The following is an 18,396-nucleotide window of genomic DNA, read 5'->3' as shown; positions in this document are numbered from 1 at the left end:
GACGTGTTCGCAGGAGGCACCCATGCCGCAGCTCGAAGTCGACGGCGCAGCACTGACGTACGACGACGAGGGTCCGCGCGACGGCGGCGGGGTGCCCCTGGTGTTCGTGCACGGGTGGACCGCCAACCGGCACCGCTGGGACCACCAGGTCGCGCACTTCGCCGAGCGGCGGCGGGTGGTCCGGCTCGACCTGCGCGGGCACGGCGAGAGCGGCGGGGCGGGCGTGAAGACGATCGACGAGCTGGCGAAGGACGTCCTCGCGCTCCTCGACCACCTCAAGATCGAGCGCTGTGTGCTGGTCGGCCACTCGATGGGCGGGATGATCTCCCAGACCATCGCCCTCGCGCACCCCGAGCGCGTCGAGCGCATGGTGCTGGTGAACTCCATCGGCCGCATGACCTACAACCGCGGCAGAGGCCTGCTGATGGCCGTCTCCACACTCGTTCCGTTCAAGCTGTTCGTCGCCACCAACATCCAGCGCGCCTTCGCCCCCGGCTACCCGCGCGACGAGATCCGCGCGTACGTCAAGTCCTCCGCGGACACCCCGCGCGAGGTCGTCATGACGCTGTACGGCGCCATGCGCGCCTTCGACGTGCTGGACCGGGTGGGGGAGATCCACACCCCGACTCTGATGATCCACGGCTACCACGACATCCAGCTGCCGCTGAAGCAGATGCTGCGCATGGCCAAGGCCTATCCGGACGCCACCGTCCGCATCCTCGACGCCGGCCACGAACTGCCCGTGGAGAAGCCGGCCGAGCTGACAGCCGCGATCGACGCCTTCGTGAGTCCCAGCTCCGGCTGAAGGCCGCCCGGGTCCGCCGGGCCACGGCGGACACCGGCGCACTCAGTCGTCCTCGTCCGCCCCGCAGGAGCTGCCGCTCGGCGGCAGGGAGCCGTACAGCAGGAAGTCGTCGACCTTGCGGTGCACGCACTTCGACGAGCCGTACCCGGTGTGTCCCGTGCTCCGGTTGTCGAGCACCACCGCCGACGGCCCGAGCCGCTCCGCCGTCTCCAGCGTCCAGCGGTACGGCGTCGCCGGGTCGCCACGGGTGCCGACCAGCAGCATCTTCGGCGTGTCGAGGTCCTTCACCTCCTCGCGGATGTAGTCGGTGCCCTTGGGGCGGCCGTAGCACAGCAGGACCTGGATGAGCCGGTACTCGCCGAAGACCGGGGAGGCCCGGTCGTAGGCGGCGCGCAGCCGCTTCAGGTCGGCCGTGATCTGCTCGGCGCCGGGCCGGTCGGGGTCGTCCGCGCAGTTGATCGCCATCAGTGCCGCCGGCAGGTTGTCGAGGGGGATGTCCTCCTCGTCCACGAGACCCGCGGTGGGCTCGTCCCCGCCCGGGCCGCGGACCGGCGGCGCCAGGCCTCCGGTCGCGAACGCCACGACACCGTTGGTGTCCCCGTCCTCGACGAGCTGGGCGAGCGCCCGCTCCAGGGCAGGCCACAGCTTCCTGCTGTACAGCCCCTGTCCGATGGCGCCGACCAGGTCCTGCCCGGTGAACGTGTCGCCGAAATCCGTCGGCACGGGGTCCTCGTCCAGCGAACGGACGAGCCGTACGACCCCCTCCCGGGCGCTGCGCGGATCCTGGCCGAACGGACAGGCGATGTCCCGCGCACACCAGTCCACGAAGTCGTCCAGCGCCACCTGCTGCCCCCGGGCGCCCGCGATGCCCTGCTCGGCGAGCGGCTCTGTCAGCGTGTCGACGCCGTCCAGGGCCAGCCGTCCCACCCGGTCGGGGAACTGGGCGGCGTACACAGCGCCGAGCCGCGTGCCGTAGGAGAAGCCCAGGTAGTTCAGCTTCTTGTCGCCCAGCGCCTCGCGCATCACATCCATGTCGCGCGCCGCGTCGACCGTGCCTATGTGCGGCAGGACGGGCCCGGAGTGCTCGGCGCACGCGGCGGCCGCCTTCTTCAGCTTGTCCAGCAGGGCCCGTGGGTCCCCGAGGTCGGCCGGGTCGTCGCCGAGGGCGGCGAAGCCGTCCTCGTTGTCCCCGCAGCTGACCGGCGAGGACCGGCCGACGCCCCGCGGGTCGAAGGTGACCACGTCATAGCCGTCGGTCAGCTCCATGAAGTCCTTGCCGCCGTAGGCGAGCTCGGGGACGCCCGGGCCGCCGGGACCGCCGAAGTTCAGCAGCACCGAGCCGCGTTTGTCACCCGTGGCCCGGTAGCGGGCGAGCGCCAGGTCGAGGGTGCCGGCCGTGGGACGGGCGTAGTCGACGGGGACGGTCACCTTGCCGCACTCCAGGTCGGCGGGGAACCCGTCGACCTCGCACTTCTTCCATGAGATCTTCTGCTCGTAGAACCGGGCCAGGCCGGGGTCACGGTCACCGTCCGTGTCCGCGGTGGCCGTCGGCAGTCCCGCGCCCAGCAGGGTCAGCGCGGCGGCCGCGGCGAGCGCGCAGCGCCTCGACGCGGGCCGCCTCGACAGCTTGGCCAGCATCAGTGCCTCCAGAGGCGCCCTGAGCGGACCGGGATCCGGCGCCCCCGCCCACGATAGGCGGGCCGCGCGGGGCCCGCCTCCGGGCGGCCGGGGCGACGGCCGGAGCTCCCGCTGGGCGCCCGCCCCGGAAGCGATGGATCGTTTCGCCAGCTGTTCGACCAGAGAGGCGCCCAATCGGGTGAAAGGCCGAATAGGCATAACTCGGACGGTTCGTCCGCGTTCTATGGGGTGCGGGCGAGCGCCCGCGACCATGTCTGGAAGGCAGGGACCCATGAGACGGGTTACCCGAAACGGTGTGATCGCCGTCGCCGCCGCCTCGGGCGCGATGGCCGTGACGATGCCGGCGTTCGCCGACTCCGCGGTGAGCGCCTCTGCGGCCGGCCCGCCCGGGATGATCTCCGGCAACGGCGCCCAGTCGCCGGTTCATCTCCCGGTGGAAGTGTGCGGGAACACCGTGAACGCGATGGGTGCGCTGGGCCCCGCCGCGGGCGCCGCCTGCGGCGAATACGGCTGGAACCCCGAGAGCGAGGTGTCCGGCGGTGACGCGGACGCGTCCAGCATCACGGGGTACTCGCCGGGAGACATCACCGGCAACCTCGTCGAGGCGCCGGTCGACGCCCCTGTGAACGTCGCCGGCAACAGCGTCAACATCGTCGGCATCCCGGACCCGGAGTACGACAACGGTTACGAGGACATGCCCGAGGAGGAGCCCCCGCCCCCGGCCGAGCCCCGGCCCGAGCCGCCGAGGGAGGACCCGCCCGCCGCGTCCCACCCGGACCCGGACCCGAAGCCTGCGGCCCCGTCGCCCCAGGTGCCCGCACCGCAGGCGCCGGCGCCCCACACCCGGGCGCCTCAGGCCCCGGTCCCGGCGCCCCAGGCCCACTCCACCCTGGCCCGCACCGGAGCGGACGCCACCGTGCCGGGTCTCGCGGGCAGCGCGGCGCTGATCCTGGGCGGAGCGGTTCTCTACCGCCGCTTCCGGGCGGTCGCGGGGCGCTGATCCGTCCCTTCGGCAGGGGGCGTCCTTCGGCCCGCGCCGCAGGCGACTCGACGTGCCCGCCCCCGGGCGCGGTGGAACCGCCGATGGAGCCCCCGCAGCCCGTCCGCCGGTTCGGGGACCCGCCCCTCCGTCGGTCACCCCGGGCGCGATCTCCTGGACGGGCGACGTGTGCACCGGTGCAGCCGGTACGCCCGACTCGCCCGGCCACTGAGGAGTCGGGCGGCGTAGGGGCGACGTACATGAGGCGGCCCGCGCCCCTGGGCATGGGCGGGCGCCCACCTCGGGCAGTGCTCGCCGGACGCGCACACCGTGGCCGCGGCCCGCTCCGCGGGCGGGAGTCGGTCCGTCGGTCGGCGGATCGACTCCCGCCCGGGACGGCGGGGGTGTGGTCGCCCGACGTCACCCGGCCGCGGTCCTCGTCGGCCCCGTGCCGTCCCCCGGACGACAGGGAGGGGCGCCGGGGGAGGGCGACCGCCTCAGGACGAGGCGATCAGCGGGCGGTCCGAGGCAGCGCCTGGTCCGTAATTCCGTTGAGACGCGCCCGCCGGGATGTTGGAGTGGGCGCATGGATCACGCCACGGTACTCGCCCTGTACGACCGGGACATGCGCGAGGGCGCACGCCCCGACGGCCCCGACGCCCGCGTCGAACGCACCGGGAGCGTGGTCCGGCAGGTCGCCTCCGCGCAAGGCTGGAACGGCATCGTCTGGTCCTCGCTCGACGCGGGGGACGCCGACACGGAGATCGCCGAGCAGGTCGCGTACTTCACCGGGCTGGGCCGGGAGTTCGAGTGGAAACTGTACGGGCACGACCGTCCGGCCGATCTCGGCAAGCGGCTCCTGGCGGCCGGGTTCACGCCCGAGCCGGAGGAGACGCTGATGATCGGCGAGACCCGTGAGCTGCTGTTCGACGTCGACCTCCCCGGCGGTGTGCGTATCGTCCCCGTCACCGACCGGGCCGGCGTCGACCTGGTGGCCGACGTGCACGAGAAGGCCTTCGGCGCCGACGCCGCCCGGCTGCGTCACCACATGCTCGCCCGCCTCACCGCCGACCCGGACACGGTCGTCGCCGTCGTCGCGCTCGCCGGGGACAAACCGGTGAGCTCGGCGCGGATGGAGCTGGTGCCCGGGACACGGTTCGCCGGGCTGTGGGGCGGCGGCACCGTCGAGGGCTGGCGCGGCCGCGGCATCTACCGCGCCCTGGTCGCCCACCGCGCCCGTGCCGCCGCCGACCGCGGCTACCGCTACCTCCAGGTCGACGCCTCCGACCAGAGCCGCCCCATCCTGGAACGGCTCGGCTTCGCGGCCCTGAGCACGACGACGCCGTACGTGTACGTGCCGTAAGGGCCGCTGCCCGGTTACGTCAGCGTCGCGCCTTGGCCCGGTCCAGGGCGGCCACACCGAGTGCGGCCAGGCCGATCTGGATCAGCCACTCGACCCAGTCCACGCCCTTGGTGTCGGCCACGCCGATCCCCGCGGCGAGCGCCGAACCGATCAGTGCGGCCACGATGCCTACGGCGATCGTCCACAGGACGCCGATGCGCTGGCGCCCGGGGACGACGAGCCGGCCGAGCACACCGATGACGATGCCGATGAAAATGGCACTGATGATGCCGTCGATCTCCATCTTCCGCCCCTCTTCGCCGGGACCCCCGATGCTCTGCATCTGCCCGCCGGACGCCGGGACAGTCCGTTCCGGTTGATGCCGTGCCGTCAGCCCGGACCGGGCGGGACGGGTGCGTTCCGAGAGGTGATCCATCCGGTGGCGGCCAGCACCTCAGCGGCGATGTCGGGCACCGTACGCCCGTCGGTCGCGACGCGTACCGCGTCCATGGGCGCCCGCTCGTCGAGCATCCGCGCCTTGCGGACGCCGTTGGCCAGCTCGCTGTCGAACTCCGACCCCAACTCCCGCCCGGTGAGCCGCCGTTCCGCCGTCGCGTCGGTGGCCGTGAGCAACACCCGCACGAGACGTACGTCGTTGCCGAGAGCGCGGCGGAAGGAGTCACCCAACTCGTCGAGCACGCAGACGGTGTTGGTGTAGACAAGACGCCGGTAGCCGAGGTCGGCGTAGTTGCCCCACACGGCCGTGAGGTTGCGCTCCGCGACCGTGGCCCGGCTGGGGTCGCCCTGCGGCGCGGGGTGGACCTGCCCCATGAAGTCGCCGTCGATGACGGCGTGCGGCACGGCGGCCGCCCGCAGCACGGCCGAGACCTCCCAGCCCACCGTGGTCTTGCCGACGCCGGCGCGCCCGCCGATGAGCAGGGCCTCGGAGTGAGTCATGCGGTCAGGCTGGCAGACGACGGCTGCGCCGAGCCAGCGCTTTTCGTCGGCGCTGACCCTGCCGACGGCCGGGCGGATCAGGGCAGGTGACGGCGCGGCACGAGGACGAGTTCGCCCACGGCGGGGGAGTGGGCGGCGGTCCGCGGCGGGGGAGCGGGCGGTCGTCCGCGGCGACGCCGACGGCCGAGGCGCGACGCGGCCCGGCCGGTCCGCTGTGGTGCGGGCCGGCCGGGCCGTCTTCCCGATCTTGAAAGGGTCAGGACTTCGGGACGCTCCTCGCGGCCGTACCGGCGCACATCAGCCCCAGGATCAAGGCCAGGGCGCCGATGACGATGTTGTTCACGACGACACCGGCGTCCGGGTTGTCACCGACGACCCACGGGGCGATGATCATCCAGATGCCCAGCGCGCACATGGCCCAGCTGAGGCCGTACATGCGCGCCGGAGCCGCCGTGAACCCGAGTGCCAGCAGGCCGATCGCTGTACCGACGATCAGGTTGTGGGTCACGAGCGCGGGCTGGCTGGCGGTGTAGTGGAGGATCCACGGGGATACGGCGCAGTACAGACCGAGGAGGAACACCGGTCCGTCGACGAGCGCCACATCACGACCCCCGAGCATGCGGGCGTACCGTGCCCCCATCTCGGAAACATCGGGGTGAGTCGACATGTCGCCTCTGGTGGGCGAGACGTTGGCCATGACTCGTCTCCTTTGACTTGCTGGCCGACCGCGTCTGGTGCGGTGTGCGGTAAGCGCCGCGCAGGTTCATTCTGCGCTTATTTGGCCTTTATGTGTAGAGGTCAGAGGGGATGGCGGGATACCTGCGAGTACGGAGCGCCGGGTGGACGGCCCCCGGGTCAGCCGAGCTTCTTCAGCAGTTCGGCGGCGAGCGGCGCGGATGAGGCCGGGTTCTGGCCGGTGACCAGGTTGCGGTCCGCGACCACGTGCGGAGCCCAGGGTTCGCCGACCCGGACGTCGACCCCCGCCTCGGTCAGCCGGTCCTGCAGCAGCCACCTGGCCTTCTCGCCGAGACCGGCCTGGAGCTCCTCGGCGTTGGTGAAGGCGGCGACCCGGTAGCCCGCGAAGGCGTTGGAGCCGTCCTCCCGCACCGCGGCGAGCAGGGCGGCGGGGCCGTGGCAGACGACACCGAGCGGCTTGCCGGAGCCGAGCGCCTCGGTCAGGAGCCGGCCGGAGGCGGCGTCGACGGCCAGGTCCTCCATCGGGCCGTGTCCGCCCGGGTAGAAGACGGCCGCGTAGTCGCCGAGGTCCACGTCCTCCAGGCGGATCGGGCGCTCCAGCTCCGTCATCGCCGCGAGCCCGGCGGCGACCCGGTCAGCGCCCTCCTGCCCGCCGTTGGCCTCGGGGGCGAGGCTGCCCTTGTCCACCGGCGGGACGACACCGCCCGGTGTCGCGACGACGATCTCGTGACCGGCCGCCCGGAAGGCCTCGTACGGGGCGACGGCCTCCTCGGCCCAGAAGCCGGTGGCGTGGCGGGTGCCGTCCTTGAGCGTCCAGTGGTCGGCGCCGGTCATCACAAAGAGGATCTTGGCCATGGTGTGGGTCTCCTGAGGTGTCGTGCCCGACGTTCCGCATGCCGGGCGTCGGCGTGTCGGTGTTGCTCCCTCGAACTTAGGGTGCCCAGCCATAGGTATCCAATGGGGAATCCAATGCCGGGCATTGGAATGTTGATGGGACGCCGGGAATACTGATGCCGGTGGAGCACACCCATCACCTGGACCTGAACCTGCTGAGGACGTTCCTCGCGGTGTACCGCTCGGGCTCCTTCACCGGCGCGGCGCAACTGCTCGGGCTGTCGCAGCCGACGGTGACGACGCAGATGCGCACGCTGGAGCGGCAGGCCGGACGGGAGCTGTTCGAGCGCCTCCCGCGCGGCGTCGCCCCCACCCCCGTCGCCGACGAACTGGCCGCCCGCATCGCCGCACCCCTCGACGAGCTCGCCACGGTGGCCGGCCCGGACCCGGCGGCGTCCGGCCGCGCCGACCCCGTACACCTCGCCGGGCCCGCCGAGCTGCTCTGCACCCGCGTGCTGCCCGCCCTGGCGCCCCTGGTGGCCGAGGGCGTCCGGCTCCGGGTGGCCACCGGCCTGACCGAACCTCTGCTCGAGGAGCTGCGCGCCGGACGGCACGACCTGGTCATCGCCACGACCCGCCCGCGCGGCCGCGCCCTGACCTCGACGCCCCTGACGGACGAGGAGTTCGTCCTGGTCGCCGCCCCGGTGTGGGCCGAACGGCTCGGCGACCGGGCGGCCGCCGACCTGCCCGCGATGCTCCACTCCGTGCCGCTGATCACGTACGCGGAGGACCTGCCGATCGCCCGTCGCTACTGGCGGCACGTCTTCGGGCGGCGGCTGTCGACTCCCGCCGCGGTGACCGTGCCCGACCTGCGCGGTGTCCTTGCGGCGGTGGTCGCGGGCGCGGGCTTCACCGTGCTGCCCCGCTACCTCTGCCTCGGCGAACTCGCCTCGGGAGCCCTCGTCCCCCTCCATGAACCGGACGACCCGCCCCTCAACACGGGCTTCCTCGTCCAACGCCCCGGCGTCGTCACCCATCCGGACGTCACCCGGGTCCGCGACCTCCTGCTGAGCGCGGGCCGCACCTGGTGAGAGACGTCCTCCGGCCGTGGGGAGACCTTCTTCGGCTATGCGCCTATCTGAATAGTCAACAAAGCGAGTAGGGTGACGGCAGCCGATGGAGGAGGGGGCTGTTCATGCCCGGCACGGAGACCCGCTACGAGCGCTACGTGGCCCTCGGCGACAGCCAGACCGAGGGGCTCGGGGACGGCGACGACGCCATCGGCCTGCGCGGCTGGGCCGATCGCCTCGCCGAGCACCTCGCCCGCCACGACTCCGGCCTGCGGTACGCCAACCTGGCCGTCCGCGGGCGGCTGGCCGGGCAGGTGCGCGCCGAGCAACTGGCGCCCGCGCTCGCGCTCCGTCCCGACCTGGCCACCGTGGTCGCCGGGGTCAACGACCTGCTGCGTCCCCGCTTCGACGCGGACGAGGTCGCCGGCCACCTGGAGGCCGCGTTCGCCGCGCTCAGCGCGCAGGGCGCCCGCGTCGCCACCCTGACCTTTCCGGACGTCGGCCGCCTCACCCCCCTCGCCCGGCCCCTCGCCCCCCGCGTCGTCGCCCTGAACGCCCGCATCCGTGCGGCGGCCGACCGGCACGGCGTCGTCGTCGCCGAGACCGCCGGGCACGCCGTGGTCACCGACCCGCGCCTGTGGAGCCCCGACCGGCTGCACGCCTCGCCGCTCGGCCACGCACGCATCGCCGCCGCCGTCGCGCACGCCCTCGACCTGCCCGGCAGCGACGACTCCTGGACCCGTCCGCTGCCCGCCCCGGACCACCCCACCGCGACCGGATGGCGTGCCGGCCTCGGCGAACTCCGCTGGGCCGCCGCCTTCCTGGGACCCTGGCTCGGCAGACGCCTGCGCGGACGCTCCTCGGGGGACGGCCGGACGGCGAAACGGCCGACGCTGCAGCCCGTGTACGACGGGGGCGATCAGACGCGCCCGCGCGCCCGCCGGAACCGGGCGAGCCCCTCCGACAGGTCGACGACCGGCTCCGGATAGTCGATCGCCGCCCGGCCCCTGCCCTCCCACTTCCACGGCTCGTGCACCAACGGGCCCTCGATCCCGGCCAGTTCGGGCACCCAGCGCCGCACATACGCGCCGTCCGGGTCGTACCGCTTCGCCTGGGCGACCGGGTTGAGGACCCGGTTCGGCCGGGTGTCGGTGCCCGTTCCCGCCACCCACTGCCAGTTGAGCTGGTTGTTGGCCACGTCCCCATCGACCAGCAGCTCCAGGAAGTACCGGGCGCCGACCCGCCAGTCGACGTACAGCGTCTTGGCGAGGAAGCTCGCGGTCAGCAGCCGGCCCCGGTTGTGCATCCAGCCCTCGTGGCGCAGTTGCCGCATCGCCGCGTCCACCACCGGGTAGCCCGTACGGCCCTCCCGCCACGCCTCCACCTCCTCCCGTGCCGTGTCCTCCGTACGCCAACGGTCGTGCCGGGTGCGGTAGTCGGCGTCGGCGGCGTCCGGGCGGGCCGCCAGCACCTGGCGGTGGAAGTCGCGCCAGGCGAGCTGCCGTACGAAGGCCTCGGCGCCCGGGCCGCCCGCAGCGCGCGCCCGGTTCACGAGTTCGACGGGGGAGAGCGTGCCGAAGTGCAGGTGCGGCGAGAGCCGGGAGGTCGCGTCGCCGGCCAGATCGTCGTGCCGGTCCGCGTAGCCGGCGATCCCACCGCGCAGCCAGGCGGTCAGCCGTCTGCGGCCCTCCGTCTCGCCGCCCGGCGCCAGCCCCGGCGACACGCCCCGGTGCGAGGGGAGTCCGGCCGAGGCGACGCCGCCCGGGACCCGCACACTGCGGGGTGCGCCGAGGGCGTCCCGCAGCCGCCGGCGCGACCAGTGGCGGAAGTACGGCGTGAAGACGGCGAAGTGGTCCGAGGCGGCCGGGCGCACCGTGCCCGGCGCGACGGCGGCGGTCACCGCCTCGTGGACGTGCAGGCGCACGCCCTGTGCCGCCAGGGCCCGCAGCAGCCCTTCCGCACGGCGCTGCGCGTATCCGCTCACGTCGGCCGCCAGGTGCACCTCGCCGGCATCCGCCTCGCGGGCCACCCGGCCCACCTCCTCGACCACGTCACCCGAGCGCACGACGAGCCGCCCGCCCCGCTCACGCAGCCCGGCGTCGAGGTCCCGCAGACAGTCCGCGAGGAACGCCAGCCGGTTGGGGACGGCGAACCCGGCGCTCTCCACCGCCCGGTCACGCACGAACAGCGGGACCACCTCGTGAGCGCTGTCGAGTGCCGCCCGCAGCGGCGGATGGTCGTGCAGACGCAGGTCCGACGTGAACAGGACGACCGAGACGCTCATGACGCCCACTCCCGGTGACGTGATCGGCGGCGACCACCGAGTGGGACCGCTCGGGTGGACGTGAACATGCTCGCGCGGATCCCGGGAAAACGCACAGCGAAGGAAGGAACTGTCCGTCTCGAACAGGAGGTGTCTGCGGCTATGGGCGCGAAGGTGTTGGAGCGCTTTCCTGCGGGAGCTCCGCGCGGATCGTGGCCGGCGGAGGAGTACGCGGCGCGGCGGCGGGCCGAGGGCCAGCCCGCGACCGTGGTCATGGATCTGAAGTCCGACGCGTTCCTCGTAGTGGTGCCGACGGGCGACGACGAGTGACACACCGGGGCCGACGGTCCCCGCTCAGCGGCCGACCCCGCCCGGCGCCCGCACCGTCCGTACGGACACCTCGTGCGGATCCCGCGCGGCCCGCGGGACGGAGCGCGCCCGGCGCCGACGCGGCATCAGAAGCACCGCGTCGTCGCCCCGCTGATCAACCGGCAGGCGAGCGCGCCGCGCCGCTCCAAGGAGTTCCCCTACCACGCCGATGTCCGGCAGAACCGTCGCCCCGGGTCCCTCCACGACCAGTCACCGCCGCGCTGCATTCCGGCCGTTCCGCTCTCGGCGCGCCGGAAAAATGCGGCCGCATTCCCCGCCGGTTCAAGCGTTTACCTGCCACACCTACGTGAAATCCAATGGTCCGCGATACGAGACCGGTCGGTTTTTCCTTGACTGTCCCGACCGGCGGCTGCCACGATCGACGGCATGAACACGCGACTGGATCTCACGCGGCGACGCCACGTCGACCTCGCGCGCGTCTCCAGCGCCTCCTGTTGCGCCGCGGCCTGATCCCTTCCCGATCCGCCGCACTCTCTCTCCCGCACCTCAACCGCTCCCGTGCCCGGGCGGTCGTGCGCTCTGTTTCCCTCTCACACGCCTGAATGCGCCGCGCATTAACACGCCCTGAATTCGGCATGCCCGAAAGAAATTCCGCACCCGGAGTTCCGCATGCCGGCAGCGCCCGTGGAATTCGCCCCTCACCACACCGCGTCCCCCTTCCGAAACAAAGAGGACCCATGGCCACCGTCCTGTCCGTATCCGGCAGCCCCTCCGCCTCCTCCCGCACCGGCCGGCTGCTGCGCCACCTCGACCAGCGGCTGATCGCCCAGGGCCACGAGGTGATCCCGCTCGACGTGCGCACCGTCCCGGCCGAGGCCCTGCTCGGCGCGGACTTCCGCCACCCCGCGATCGTCGAGGCCACCGAACTGTTCGCGCGCGCCGACGGTGTCGTCGTGGGCACCCCCGTCTACAAGGCGTCGTACTCCGGTGTCCTGAAGGCGCTCCTCGACCTGCTGCCGCAGTACGCGCTCACCGGGAAGACCGTGCTGCCGCTCGCCACCGGCGGTTCCGTCGCCCACGTCCTCGCCATCGACTACGCGCTGCGGCCGGTCCTCACCTCCATGGGGGCGGCCCACATCGTGCAGGGCTGGTTCACCCTCGACCAGGACATCACCTCCCACGAGGACGGCTCGATCACGGTCGCCCCGGCCGCCACCGAGGCCCTCGCCCAGGTCCTCGACCAGTTCTCCACGGCCCTGGGGCGTACGCCGTACCTGGCCGCGGCGAGCTGAGGCGGCGGTGACCGCGCAGTGGAGCGCCGACGACATCCGGCCTCCTCGCCCCGGCCCGCCGCAGCCGAACACCCCGCCGACAGACGGACATTCCTGATCGGAGACCGCACGTGTCCCTCGTCTTCCACTGGTTCCTGCCCACCAACGGCGACAGCCGCCATGTCGTCGGCGGCGGCCACGGCACCCCCGCCACCGCCTCGGGACGGGACCGGCCCCCCACGGTGGCGTACCTGAGCCAGATCGCCCGCGCCGCTGAGGATCTCGGCTTCGTGGGCGCGCTCACCCCGACCGGCGCCTGGTGCGAGGACGCGTGGCTGACGACCGCGATGGTCAGCCAGAACACCGAGCGCCTGAAGTTCCTGGTCGCCTTCCGCCCCGGCTTCGTCTCGCCGACGCTCGCCGCGCAGATGGCCGCCACCTTCCAGCGGCAGACCGGGGGACGGCTCCTGCTGAACGTCGTCACCGGCGGCGAGAGCCACGAGCAGCGGGCGTACGGCGACTTCCTCGACAAGGACGACCGGTACCGCCGGACCGGTGAATTCCTGGAGATCGTGCGGGGACTGTGGGAGGGCAGGACCGTCGACCTCGCCGGCGAGCACCTCCGGGTCGAGGACGCGCAGCTGGCGCGGGTGCCGGACCCCGTCCCCGAGGTCTACTTCGGGGGGTCCTCGCCGATTGCCGGCGAGGTCGCCGCCCGGCACGTCGACGTCTACCTCACCTGGGGCGAGCCGCCCGCCCAGGTCGCCGAGAAGATCGACTGGATCAGAGGGCTCGCCGCGAAGAAGGGGCGGACACTGCGGTTCGGCATCCGGCTGCACGTCATCGCCCGGGACACCTCCGCAGCAGCGTGGGCGGAGGCGAACCGGCTGCTGGACGGCTTCGACCCGCAGACCGTCAGGTTCGTGCAGGCCGGTCTGTCGCGCAGTGAGTCCGAGGGACAGCAGCGGATGCTCGCCCTGCACGGGGGAAGCCGGGACGCGCTGGAGATACATCCCAACCTCTGGGCCGGAATCGGGCTCGTGCGCGGAGGCGCGGGAACGGCGCTGGTGGGCAGCCATGAGGAGGTGGCCGAACGGATCAAGGAGTACGCGGCGCTGGGCATAGAGGAGTTCGTGCTGTCCGGATACCCCCATCTGGAGGAGGCGTACTGGTTCGGAGAGGGAGTGCTGCCGCGGCTGGCCGAAGCAGGGCTGTGGAAGCATCCGGCGGGGGACCGGCCGACGTCCGTGCGGGTGCCGTTCGCGAGCTGAGAAGGTGGGCTCACGTCCACCCGGCCAGCGCTGTGAGATGCGCCGTGCGTGACTCCTGCGTCTGGCCCTGGACCAGGAGGAAAAGGGCCTCTCTCGCCAGGCGTTGGGCCGTGCTCGTCAGCAGCATCGAGCGGCCGCCGCCCGCCACCACCGCCGCCGTGGTCGCCGCCCGGAGGAGTTCGTACGCCTGTGTCCTGAGGGCCAGTCTCTGTTCCAGGTGCTCGTGCGGCTTCGGGTGGTCGGCCAGGGCATAGGCCGCGCGCCGGACCTCGGTCAGTCGGGTGCGCAGGGGTGCCGCCGTCTCGTCGTCCAGCAGGGCCAGCGCCGCCGCCGCGACACCGAACACCGCCGGACCGGCGGCCACCGTCTTCGGGCGGTCCGTCGCCGCCCACCGCTCGTACGGTGTCCGCAGGGCCACCGCCTCCTCGGGGAGCCACAGGCCGTCCAGCTCCAGGGTGACCGTGCGGGCCGCGGTCAGGGCCGCCAGGCGCATCGGCTCCGACGCGCGCAGGCCCGGCTGCTCCCGGGCCTCGGTGAAGGCGAAGAGGGCCTCGTCCGTGTCGGTCACCCCGGCGAGGAGCATGACGTCGTTCAGGCCCCACCCCGTGTACCAGGGGACCGTTCCGTGAAAGCGCCAGCCGCCCCGTTCCGGGGTGACCCGGACGGGGGTGCGGGGGTGTGCCCGCAAGTGGGCGTAGGCCACCCCGGAGAGCAGCTCACCCCGTGCCAGCGGGCCCAGCAGACGGTCGCGTGCGGCGCTCTCGTTCTTCGCCAGCGTCAGCACCGGCGTGTGGTGCTGGGTCTGCACGAACCAGGTCGAGCAGCAGGCCCCGGCCAGGATCTCCGCCGTCTCGCGCACCACCGAGGCAGGGGCCGCCGACCCGCCGTACTCCTTCGGCGCGTTCAGCCCCAGCAGCCCCGAGCGTCTGATCTCGGTGAGATGGCTCGCGGGGACCTCTCCCTGGTCGACCTGTTCGGCATGGGGAGCGAGAAGGTCGTCCGCCAGGAGGCGGGCGCGGGCGACGAGCGGATGGTCCGGTGCGGTCATGCGCATGATTCTCACGGATCGGCACCCCGGCGGACGCGACCCCACACGCCGAGGAAGCCTCGACAGGTCACACGCTCAGCGCCTCCCGGACTGACCACTCAGCGCCTCCCGGACCGACCACTCGGCCCCCCCGGGACCGACCACTCAGCGCCTCCCGCACCGACCGCTTCGCTCGCCGAGCCGCCGGACGAGTCGTCGCGGGGGCCCCAACTCCGACTGACGCACCATCAGGCCGACTGCGGACACGGACCGTTGACTGGTCTACACCCTTGACTGGTACAGACCAAAGCGGTTGAGTGTGCTCCACACCCCCCACCACGGCCGCCCTCCACGCCGTGGCCGGTCCCACCGGCTCGCGGCATGTGCGCACAGGGCTCTGCTCCGCCCTGCCCTCGTCGGCGAGCGGCCGTGCTCCGCGAAGGAGTTGATCCCGTGTCGAGACGCCGCATCTCCGCTGTCCTGACCGCCCTCGTGCTCGCCGGCGCGGCGCCGGTCCTGCTGCCGGCCACGCACGCGTCCGCCGCCGCGTGCTCGAGCTACCCGAACTGGGTGGCCGGCAAGGCGTACCGCGCCGGTGACATCGTCCGCTACACGGACGGCAAGGCGTACATCGCCGAGCACGACAACCCCGGTTACGACCCGACCATCAGCACCTGGTACTGGGAGCCGTACGCGTGCGACAGCGGCCCCGGGACGCCCGCCGGCGACTTCGTGGTCACCGAGGCCCAGTTCAACCAGATGTTCCCGAACCGGAACGGCTTCTACACCTACCGCGGCCTCACCGCCGCGCTGAGTGCCTACCCCGGCTTCACCACCACTGGCGGTGACACGACCAGGAAGCAGGAGGCGGCCGCCTTCCTCGCCAACGTCAGCCACGAGACCGGCGGACTGGTGCACGTCGTCGAGCAGAACACCGCCAACTACCCGCACTACTGCGACGGGAGCCGGCCCTACGGCTGCCCGGCCGGTCAGGCGGCCTACTACGGACGCGGCCCCATCCAGCTCAGCTGGAACTTCAACTACAAGGCCGCGGGCGACGCGCTCGGCATCGACCTGCTCAACAATCCGTGGCTGGTGCAGAACGACGCCGCCGTGGCCTGGAAGACCGCCCTGTGGTACTGGAACACCCAGTCCGGTCCCGGCACCATGACCCCGCACCACGCCATGGTGAGCGGCGCGGGCTTCGGTCAGACGATCCGCTCCGTCAACGGCTCCCTGGAGTGCGACGGCAAGAACCCCGCGCAGGTGCAGAGCCGCGTCACCAAGTACCAGCAGTTCACGCAGATCCTCGGTGTGGCGCCCGGAGGAAGTCTTTACTGCTGACGCCGCGTCGGTGTGCGAGACTCCGTCGATGACCTCCGAAACGATCTCCGCGGACGCCGCGGGCACCTGGACCGTCGGAGACCTGCCCGTCCACCGCATCGGCTTCGGCGCGATGCGGCTGACGGGCAGCGCCGCCTTCCACTTCGGGACACCGAGCGACCGCGATCGCTCGATCACCGTCCTGCGCAAGGCGATCGACCTCGGCGTGAACCACATCGACACGGCCGCCTTCTACTTCTCCTCCCTCCGCTCCGCCAACGAACTCATCAACAGCGCGCTGTCCCCCTACCCGGACGACCTCCTCATCGCCACCAAGGTCGGCCCGTTCCGCGACTACGCGGGGGAGTGGGGCACCTCGGCCCGGCCGGAGGACCTGCGCGGCCACGTCGAGGAGAACCTGCGCCAGCTCGGCCGCGACCACCTCGACCTCGTCTACCTGCGCCGCATGCGCCAGGACTCGATCGCCGAGCACTTCGGCGCCCTCGCCGACCTCCGCGAGGCCGGCCTGATCCGCCACCTCGGCCTCTCCGACGTCGAGCCCCGCCACCTGGCCGAGGCCCAGGACGTCGCCCCCGTGGTGAGTGTCCAGAACCGCTACGGCCTCGGCGACCGCCCGCCCGCGACCGAGGAACTCCTGCGCCTGTGCGGCGAACAGGGCATCGCCTTCGTGCCGTTCTTCGCCATCGCCGGCGAGGCGGGCGCACACGGCGCGACGACCGCCCACGACGACGAACTCCTCGCCGTGGCCCACGCCCACAACGCGAGCCCCGCCCAGGTCAGACTCGCCTGGACCCTGTCCCAGGGCCCACACGTCCTGGCCATCCCCGGCACCGGCAACCCCGACCACCTCGTGGAGAACGTGGCTGCGGGTGGGCTGCACCTCACGGACGAAGAGGTACGGCGGCTCGACGGAGCGCGGAGGAAGGCGAGCTGAAACGGCGGGCCGGCCTGCCTCCGGTCCGCGATGACCGGCCGCCGCCTTCGGACTCCCGGCGCGTCGCTCAGGACTTGTCCCGGCTGCGGGCTTCCGGTGCGTCGCTCAGGACTTGTCCCGGCTGCGGGCTTCCGCCCTCGAGATGGCCTCGGCCTCGGTCTCGGCCAGCGCGACGGCGAAGCCGAGTGCCTGGGCTATGTGACCGGCGGCAGCCATGACGCGTGCCGTGCCGACGACGGGGGCGATCGCGACGAGAACGTCCTGCACCTGCTCCGTCGTCAGGCTGGCCTTGAGGGCGGGATCGACGTGGGCGAGGTAGGAGATCGCCGGTGCGTCCATGGCCACGAGCGCGGCGATACGGGTGAGGATGAGCGTGCGCTCGTCCAGTCCGCAGCGCTCGAGCGAGTCGACTGTCATGGCGGCGAGCGTGTCGAGAACGGGAGCGTCTGACGTGGTGGGCATGTCCGAACCGCCTCGCTGTGCTGCGTGGAGCCGACACGCCCCACCCGCGGAGCACGGGAGTACCTCACGTGTCGGCGGCTTGCCCTTCAACCGTAGAAGCGTCCTCGGGCTCACGCACATCGGGACATCGGGGTGCGCCGAGGAGTCTTTGATCTGTCTCGAACCCCTATGACCGGCCTATGAGTTGGCGCCGGACCGTCAGACGGCCCACCCCCCTGGGCTGACGGCGGCTTCGGCTGATCAGCACCTCGGGAGCCCTATAAAGTCCCGATCATGAGCATGGTCAAACAAAGTTTCGGTCGCCTGTCCCTGGTGGGGCTGGCGGTGGCGATCCTTGCCGCATCTCTCGTGTGGCTTCAGACCGGGTCGGCCCAGGCGGCGTACGCGGACTGTCCGGAGAACAAGTTCTGCCTGTACACCCAGGCCGGCGGGAACGGCGACATGGTCGCGTTCTCGCCCGGCACCGAGCTCGACTACGCCGCCGATCCCGATCTGCAGGGCAAGACCTTCGTGTCCGTCCGTAATCGCACCGGCCTCTGGGGCTGCCTGTACGACGATCCCAACTACGGCGGTGCCGGGATACAGGCCGTCAAGCCCGAACAGCCCGACGACGCCACGCCCGGGGCGGACTTCTCGACGGTGACCCCGGCCTCGCACAAGTTCGCCAAGTCGAAGTCGGGTTGTCGCACCGGCTTCGAGCGCTGCACGGCCACGCGCGTATGTATCTTCAAGGGCCCCAGCGGGCGCGGGGCCGCCGGCGTGACCGTGCAGACCGACGACCTCGGCAACGGCGTGCTGGGCAACAAGGACTACTCCAGCACCTGGGACAACCTGGTCGTCTCCGTCTCGAACCGATCGGACAAGGTCGCCTGCTTCTACCCCGATCCCGGTTACACCGGGACCTTCGGGAGCGGCGGCTCGGCCTTCCGGGCCTACGTCGTGCTGCCCGGCGAGGAGACCACCCTTCCGAGGCTCTTCCGGTCGTACATCAGCTCACACAAGCTCGCCGACTCGGAATCGAAGTGCTGACCATGGCGAAGACATCGACGACATCGCGCACCGAGCGCACCACGCACACCCTGGTCACCACCGCCGCCACCGGTCGTGCGCGCCGCGTGTGCCGTTTCGCGGCCGTGCCCGTCGCCCTCATGACCCTGGCGCTGACCCAGTCGG

General features: G+C 72.3%; 20 protein-coding genes. 12 read left to right on the top strand and 8 right to left on the bottom strand.

Annotated features, from left to right (window positions below; all coding sequences use genetic code 11):
- Positions 1-22 precede the first annotated feature (22 nt).
- Positions 23-805, top strand: coding sequence for an alpha/beta fold hydrolase (locus ACPT94_RS37335; RefSeq protein ID WP_425247200.1), 783 nt, complete (start codon positions 23-25; stop codon positions 803-805).
- Positions 806-847: 42 nt separating this feature from the next.
- Here the strand turns inward: ACPT94_RS37335 and ACPT94_RS37330 are convergent, their stop codons facing one another.
- Positions 848-2,443, bottom strand: a complete 1,596-nt coding sequence (locus tag ACPT94_RS37330) for an alpha/beta hydrolase (RefSeq protein ID WP_360339361.1) — start codon at positions 2,441-2,443, stop codon at positions 848-850.
- A gap of 271 nt (positions 2,444-2,714) precedes the next feature.
- On the opposite strand from ACPT94_RS37330, the gene ACPT94_RS37325 reads away from it, so the two are divergent.
- Complete coding sequence (locus tag ACPT94_RS37325) at positions 2,715-3,443, top strand: chaplin family protein (RefSeq protein ID WP_360339358.1); 729 nt, start codon at positions 2,715-2,717, stop codon at positions 3,441-3,443.
- A gap of 565 nt (positions 3,444-4,008) precedes the next feature.
- Positions 4,009-4,785 carry a GNAT family N-acetyltransferase gene (locus ACPT94_RS37320; protein ID WP_360339355.1) on the top strand — a complete coding sequence of 259 codons (777 nt, stop codon included), beginning with the start codon at positions 4,009-4,011 and terminating at the stop codon, positions 4,783-4,785.
- Positions 4,786-4,804: 19 nt separating this feature from the next.
- Here the strand turns inward: ACPT94_RS37320 and ACPT94_RS37315 are convergent, their stop codons facing one another.
- From ACPT94_RS37315 to ACPT94_RS37300, 4 genes are all read right to left on the bottom strand, one after another.
- Positions 4,805-5,068 carry a GlsB/YeaQ/YmgE family stress response membrane protein gene (locus tag ACPT94_RS37315; protein WP_360339352.1) on the bottom strand — a complete coding sequence of 88 codons (264 nt, stop codon included), beginning with the start codon at positions 5,066-5,068 and terminating at the stop codon, positions 4,805-4,807.
- Positions 5,069-5,154: 86 nt separating this feature from the next.
- Positions 5,155-5,721, bottom strand: coding sequence for a nucleoside/nucleotide kinase family protein (locus tag ACPT94_RS37310; protein ID WP_360339349.1), 567 nt, complete (start codon positions 5,719-5,721; stop codon positions 5,155-5,157).
- A 256-nt stretch (positions 5,722-5,977) separates the two neighbouring features.
- A complete protein-coding gene (locus ACPT94_RS37305) occupies positions 5,978-6,418 on the bottom strand; it encodes an SPW repeat protein (protein WP_360339346.1) in 441 nt (146 codons plus the stop codon).
- A gap of 158 nt (positions 6,419-6,576) precedes the next feature.
- Positions 6,577-7,272, bottom strand: a complete 696-nt coding sequence (locus ACPT94_RS37300) for a type 1 glutamine amidotransferase domain-containing protein (protein WP_360339343.1) — start codon at positions 7,270-7,272, stop codon at positions 6,577-6,579.
- Positions 7,273-7,427: 155 nt separating this feature from the next.
- Here ACPT94_RS37300 and ACPT94_RS37295 point away from each other — a divergent pair, with 155 nt between their 5' ends.
- Both ACPT94_RS37295 and ACPT94_RS37290 read left to right on the top strand, forming a co-directional pair.
- A complete protein-coding gene (locus ACPT94_RS37295) occupies positions 7,428-8,342 on the top strand; it encodes a LysR family transcriptional regulator (RefSeq protein WP_425247199.1) in 915 nt (304 codons plus the stop codon).
- Between the two features lie 104 nt (positions 8,343-8,446).
- On the top strand, positions 8,447-9,310 hold the full coding sequence (locus tag ACPT94_RS37290) for an SGNH/GDSL hydrolase family protein (RefSeq protein ID WP_360339337.1): 864 nt from the start codon (positions 8,447-8,449) through the stop codon (positions 9,308-9,310).
- Here the strand turns inward: ACPT94_RS37290 and ACPT94_RS37285 are convergent.
- Positions 9,241-10,605, bottom strand: a complete 1,365-nt coding sequence (locus tag ACPT94_RS37285; RefSeq protein WP_360339334.1) for a cryptochrome/photolyase family protein — start codon at positions 10,603-10,605, stop codon at positions 9,241-9,243. The genes ACPT94_RS37290 and ACPT94_RS37285 overlap by 70 nt on opposite strands.
- Before the next feature lie 141 nt (positions 10,606-10,746).
- On the opposite strand from ACPT94_RS37285, the gene ACPT94_RS37280 reads away from it, so the two are divergent.
- The 4 genes from ACPT94_RS37280 to ACPT94_RS37265 all read left to right on the top strand — a co-directional run bounded on the left by ACPT94_RS37280 (position 10,747) and on the right by ACPT94_RS37265 (position 13,456).
- Positions 10,747-10,914 (top strand): hypothetical protein, encoded by a 168-nt coding sequence (locus ACPT94_RS37280; RefSeq protein WP_489686596.1) that lies wholly within the window; start codon positions 10,747-10,749, stop codon positions 10,912-10,914.
- A gap of 426 nt (positions 10,915-11,340) precedes the next feature.
- The gene (locus ACPT94_RS37275) at positions 11,341-11,424 is read left to right on the top strand and encodes a putative leader peptide (RefSeq protein WP_360339492.1); all 84 of its coding nucleotides are present in this window, start codon (positions 11,341-11,343) and stop codon (positions 11,422-11,424) included.
- 227 nt (positions 11,425-11,651) lie between these two features.
- Entirely contained in the window at positions 11,652-12,206 is a 555-nt protein-coding gene (gene ssuE, locus ACPT94_RS37270; protein WP_360339331.1) for an NADPH-dependent FMN reductase, read from the top strand.
- A gap of 110 nt (positions 12,207-12,316) precedes the next feature.
- Positions 12,317-13,456 carry an LLM class flavin-dependent oxidoreductase gene (locus ACPT94_RS37265; protein ID WP_425247198.1) on the top strand — a complete coding sequence of 380 codons (1,140 nt, stop codon included), beginning with the start codon at positions 12,317-12,319 and terminating at the stop codon, positions 13,454-13,456.
- A 10-nt stretch (positions 13,457-13,466) separates the two neighbouring features.
- Here the strand turns inward: ACPT94_RS37265 and ACPT94_RS37260 are convergent, their stop codons facing one another.
- A complete protein-coding gene (locus tag ACPT94_RS37260; RefSeq protein ID WP_425247197.1) occupies positions 13,467-14,504 on the bottom strand; it encodes an acyl-CoA dehydrogenase family protein in 1,038 nt (345 codons plus the stop codon).
- A 432-nt stretch (positions 14,505-14,936) separates the two neighbouring features.
- Between ACPT94_RS37260 and ACPT94_RS37255 the strand changes: the two genes are divergently transcribed.
- Positions 14,937-15,827 carry a glycoside hydrolase family 19 protein gene (locus tag ACPT94_RS37255; RefSeq protein WP_360339322.1) on the top strand — a complete coding sequence of 297 codons (891 nt, stop codon included), beginning with the start codon at positions 14,937-14,939 and terminating at the stop codon, positions 15,825-15,827.
- 28 nt (positions 15,828-15,855) lie between these two features.
- Complete coding sequence (locus ACPT94_RS37250) at positions 15,856-16,761, top strand: aldo/keto reductase (RefSeq protein ID WP_360339319.1); 906 nt, start codon at positions 15,856-15,858, stop codon at positions 16,759-16,761.
- 105 nt (positions 16,762-16,866) lie between these two features.
- Here the strand turns inward: ACPT94_RS37250 and ACPT94_RS37245 are convergent, their stop codons facing one another.
- A complete protein-coding gene (locus ACPT94_RS37245; protein ID WP_360339316.1) occupies positions 16,867-17,223 on the bottom strand; it encodes a carboxymuconolactone decarboxylase family protein in 357 nt (118 codons plus the stop codon).
- Between the two features lie 273 nt (positions 17,224-17,496).
- On the opposite strand from ACPT94_RS37245, the gene ACPT94_RS37240 reads away from it, so the two are divergent.
- Complete coding sequence (locus ACPT94_RS37240) at positions 17,497-18,252, top strand: peptidase inhibitor family I36 protein (RefSeq protein WP_360339313.1); 756 nt, start codon at positions 17,497-17,499, stop codon at positions 18,250-18,252.
- Positions 18,253-18,396 lie beyond the last annotated feature (144 nt).

It is taken from the genome of Streptomyces aurantiaciflavus (assembly GCF_049808595.1).
Classification (GTDB): Bacteria; Actinomycetota; Actinomycetes; order Streptomycetales; family Streptomycetaceae; genus Streptomyces.
The sequence above is the reverse complement of the archived record's forward strand: the minus strand, read 5'-3'. Positions and strand labels throughout refer to the sequence as shown.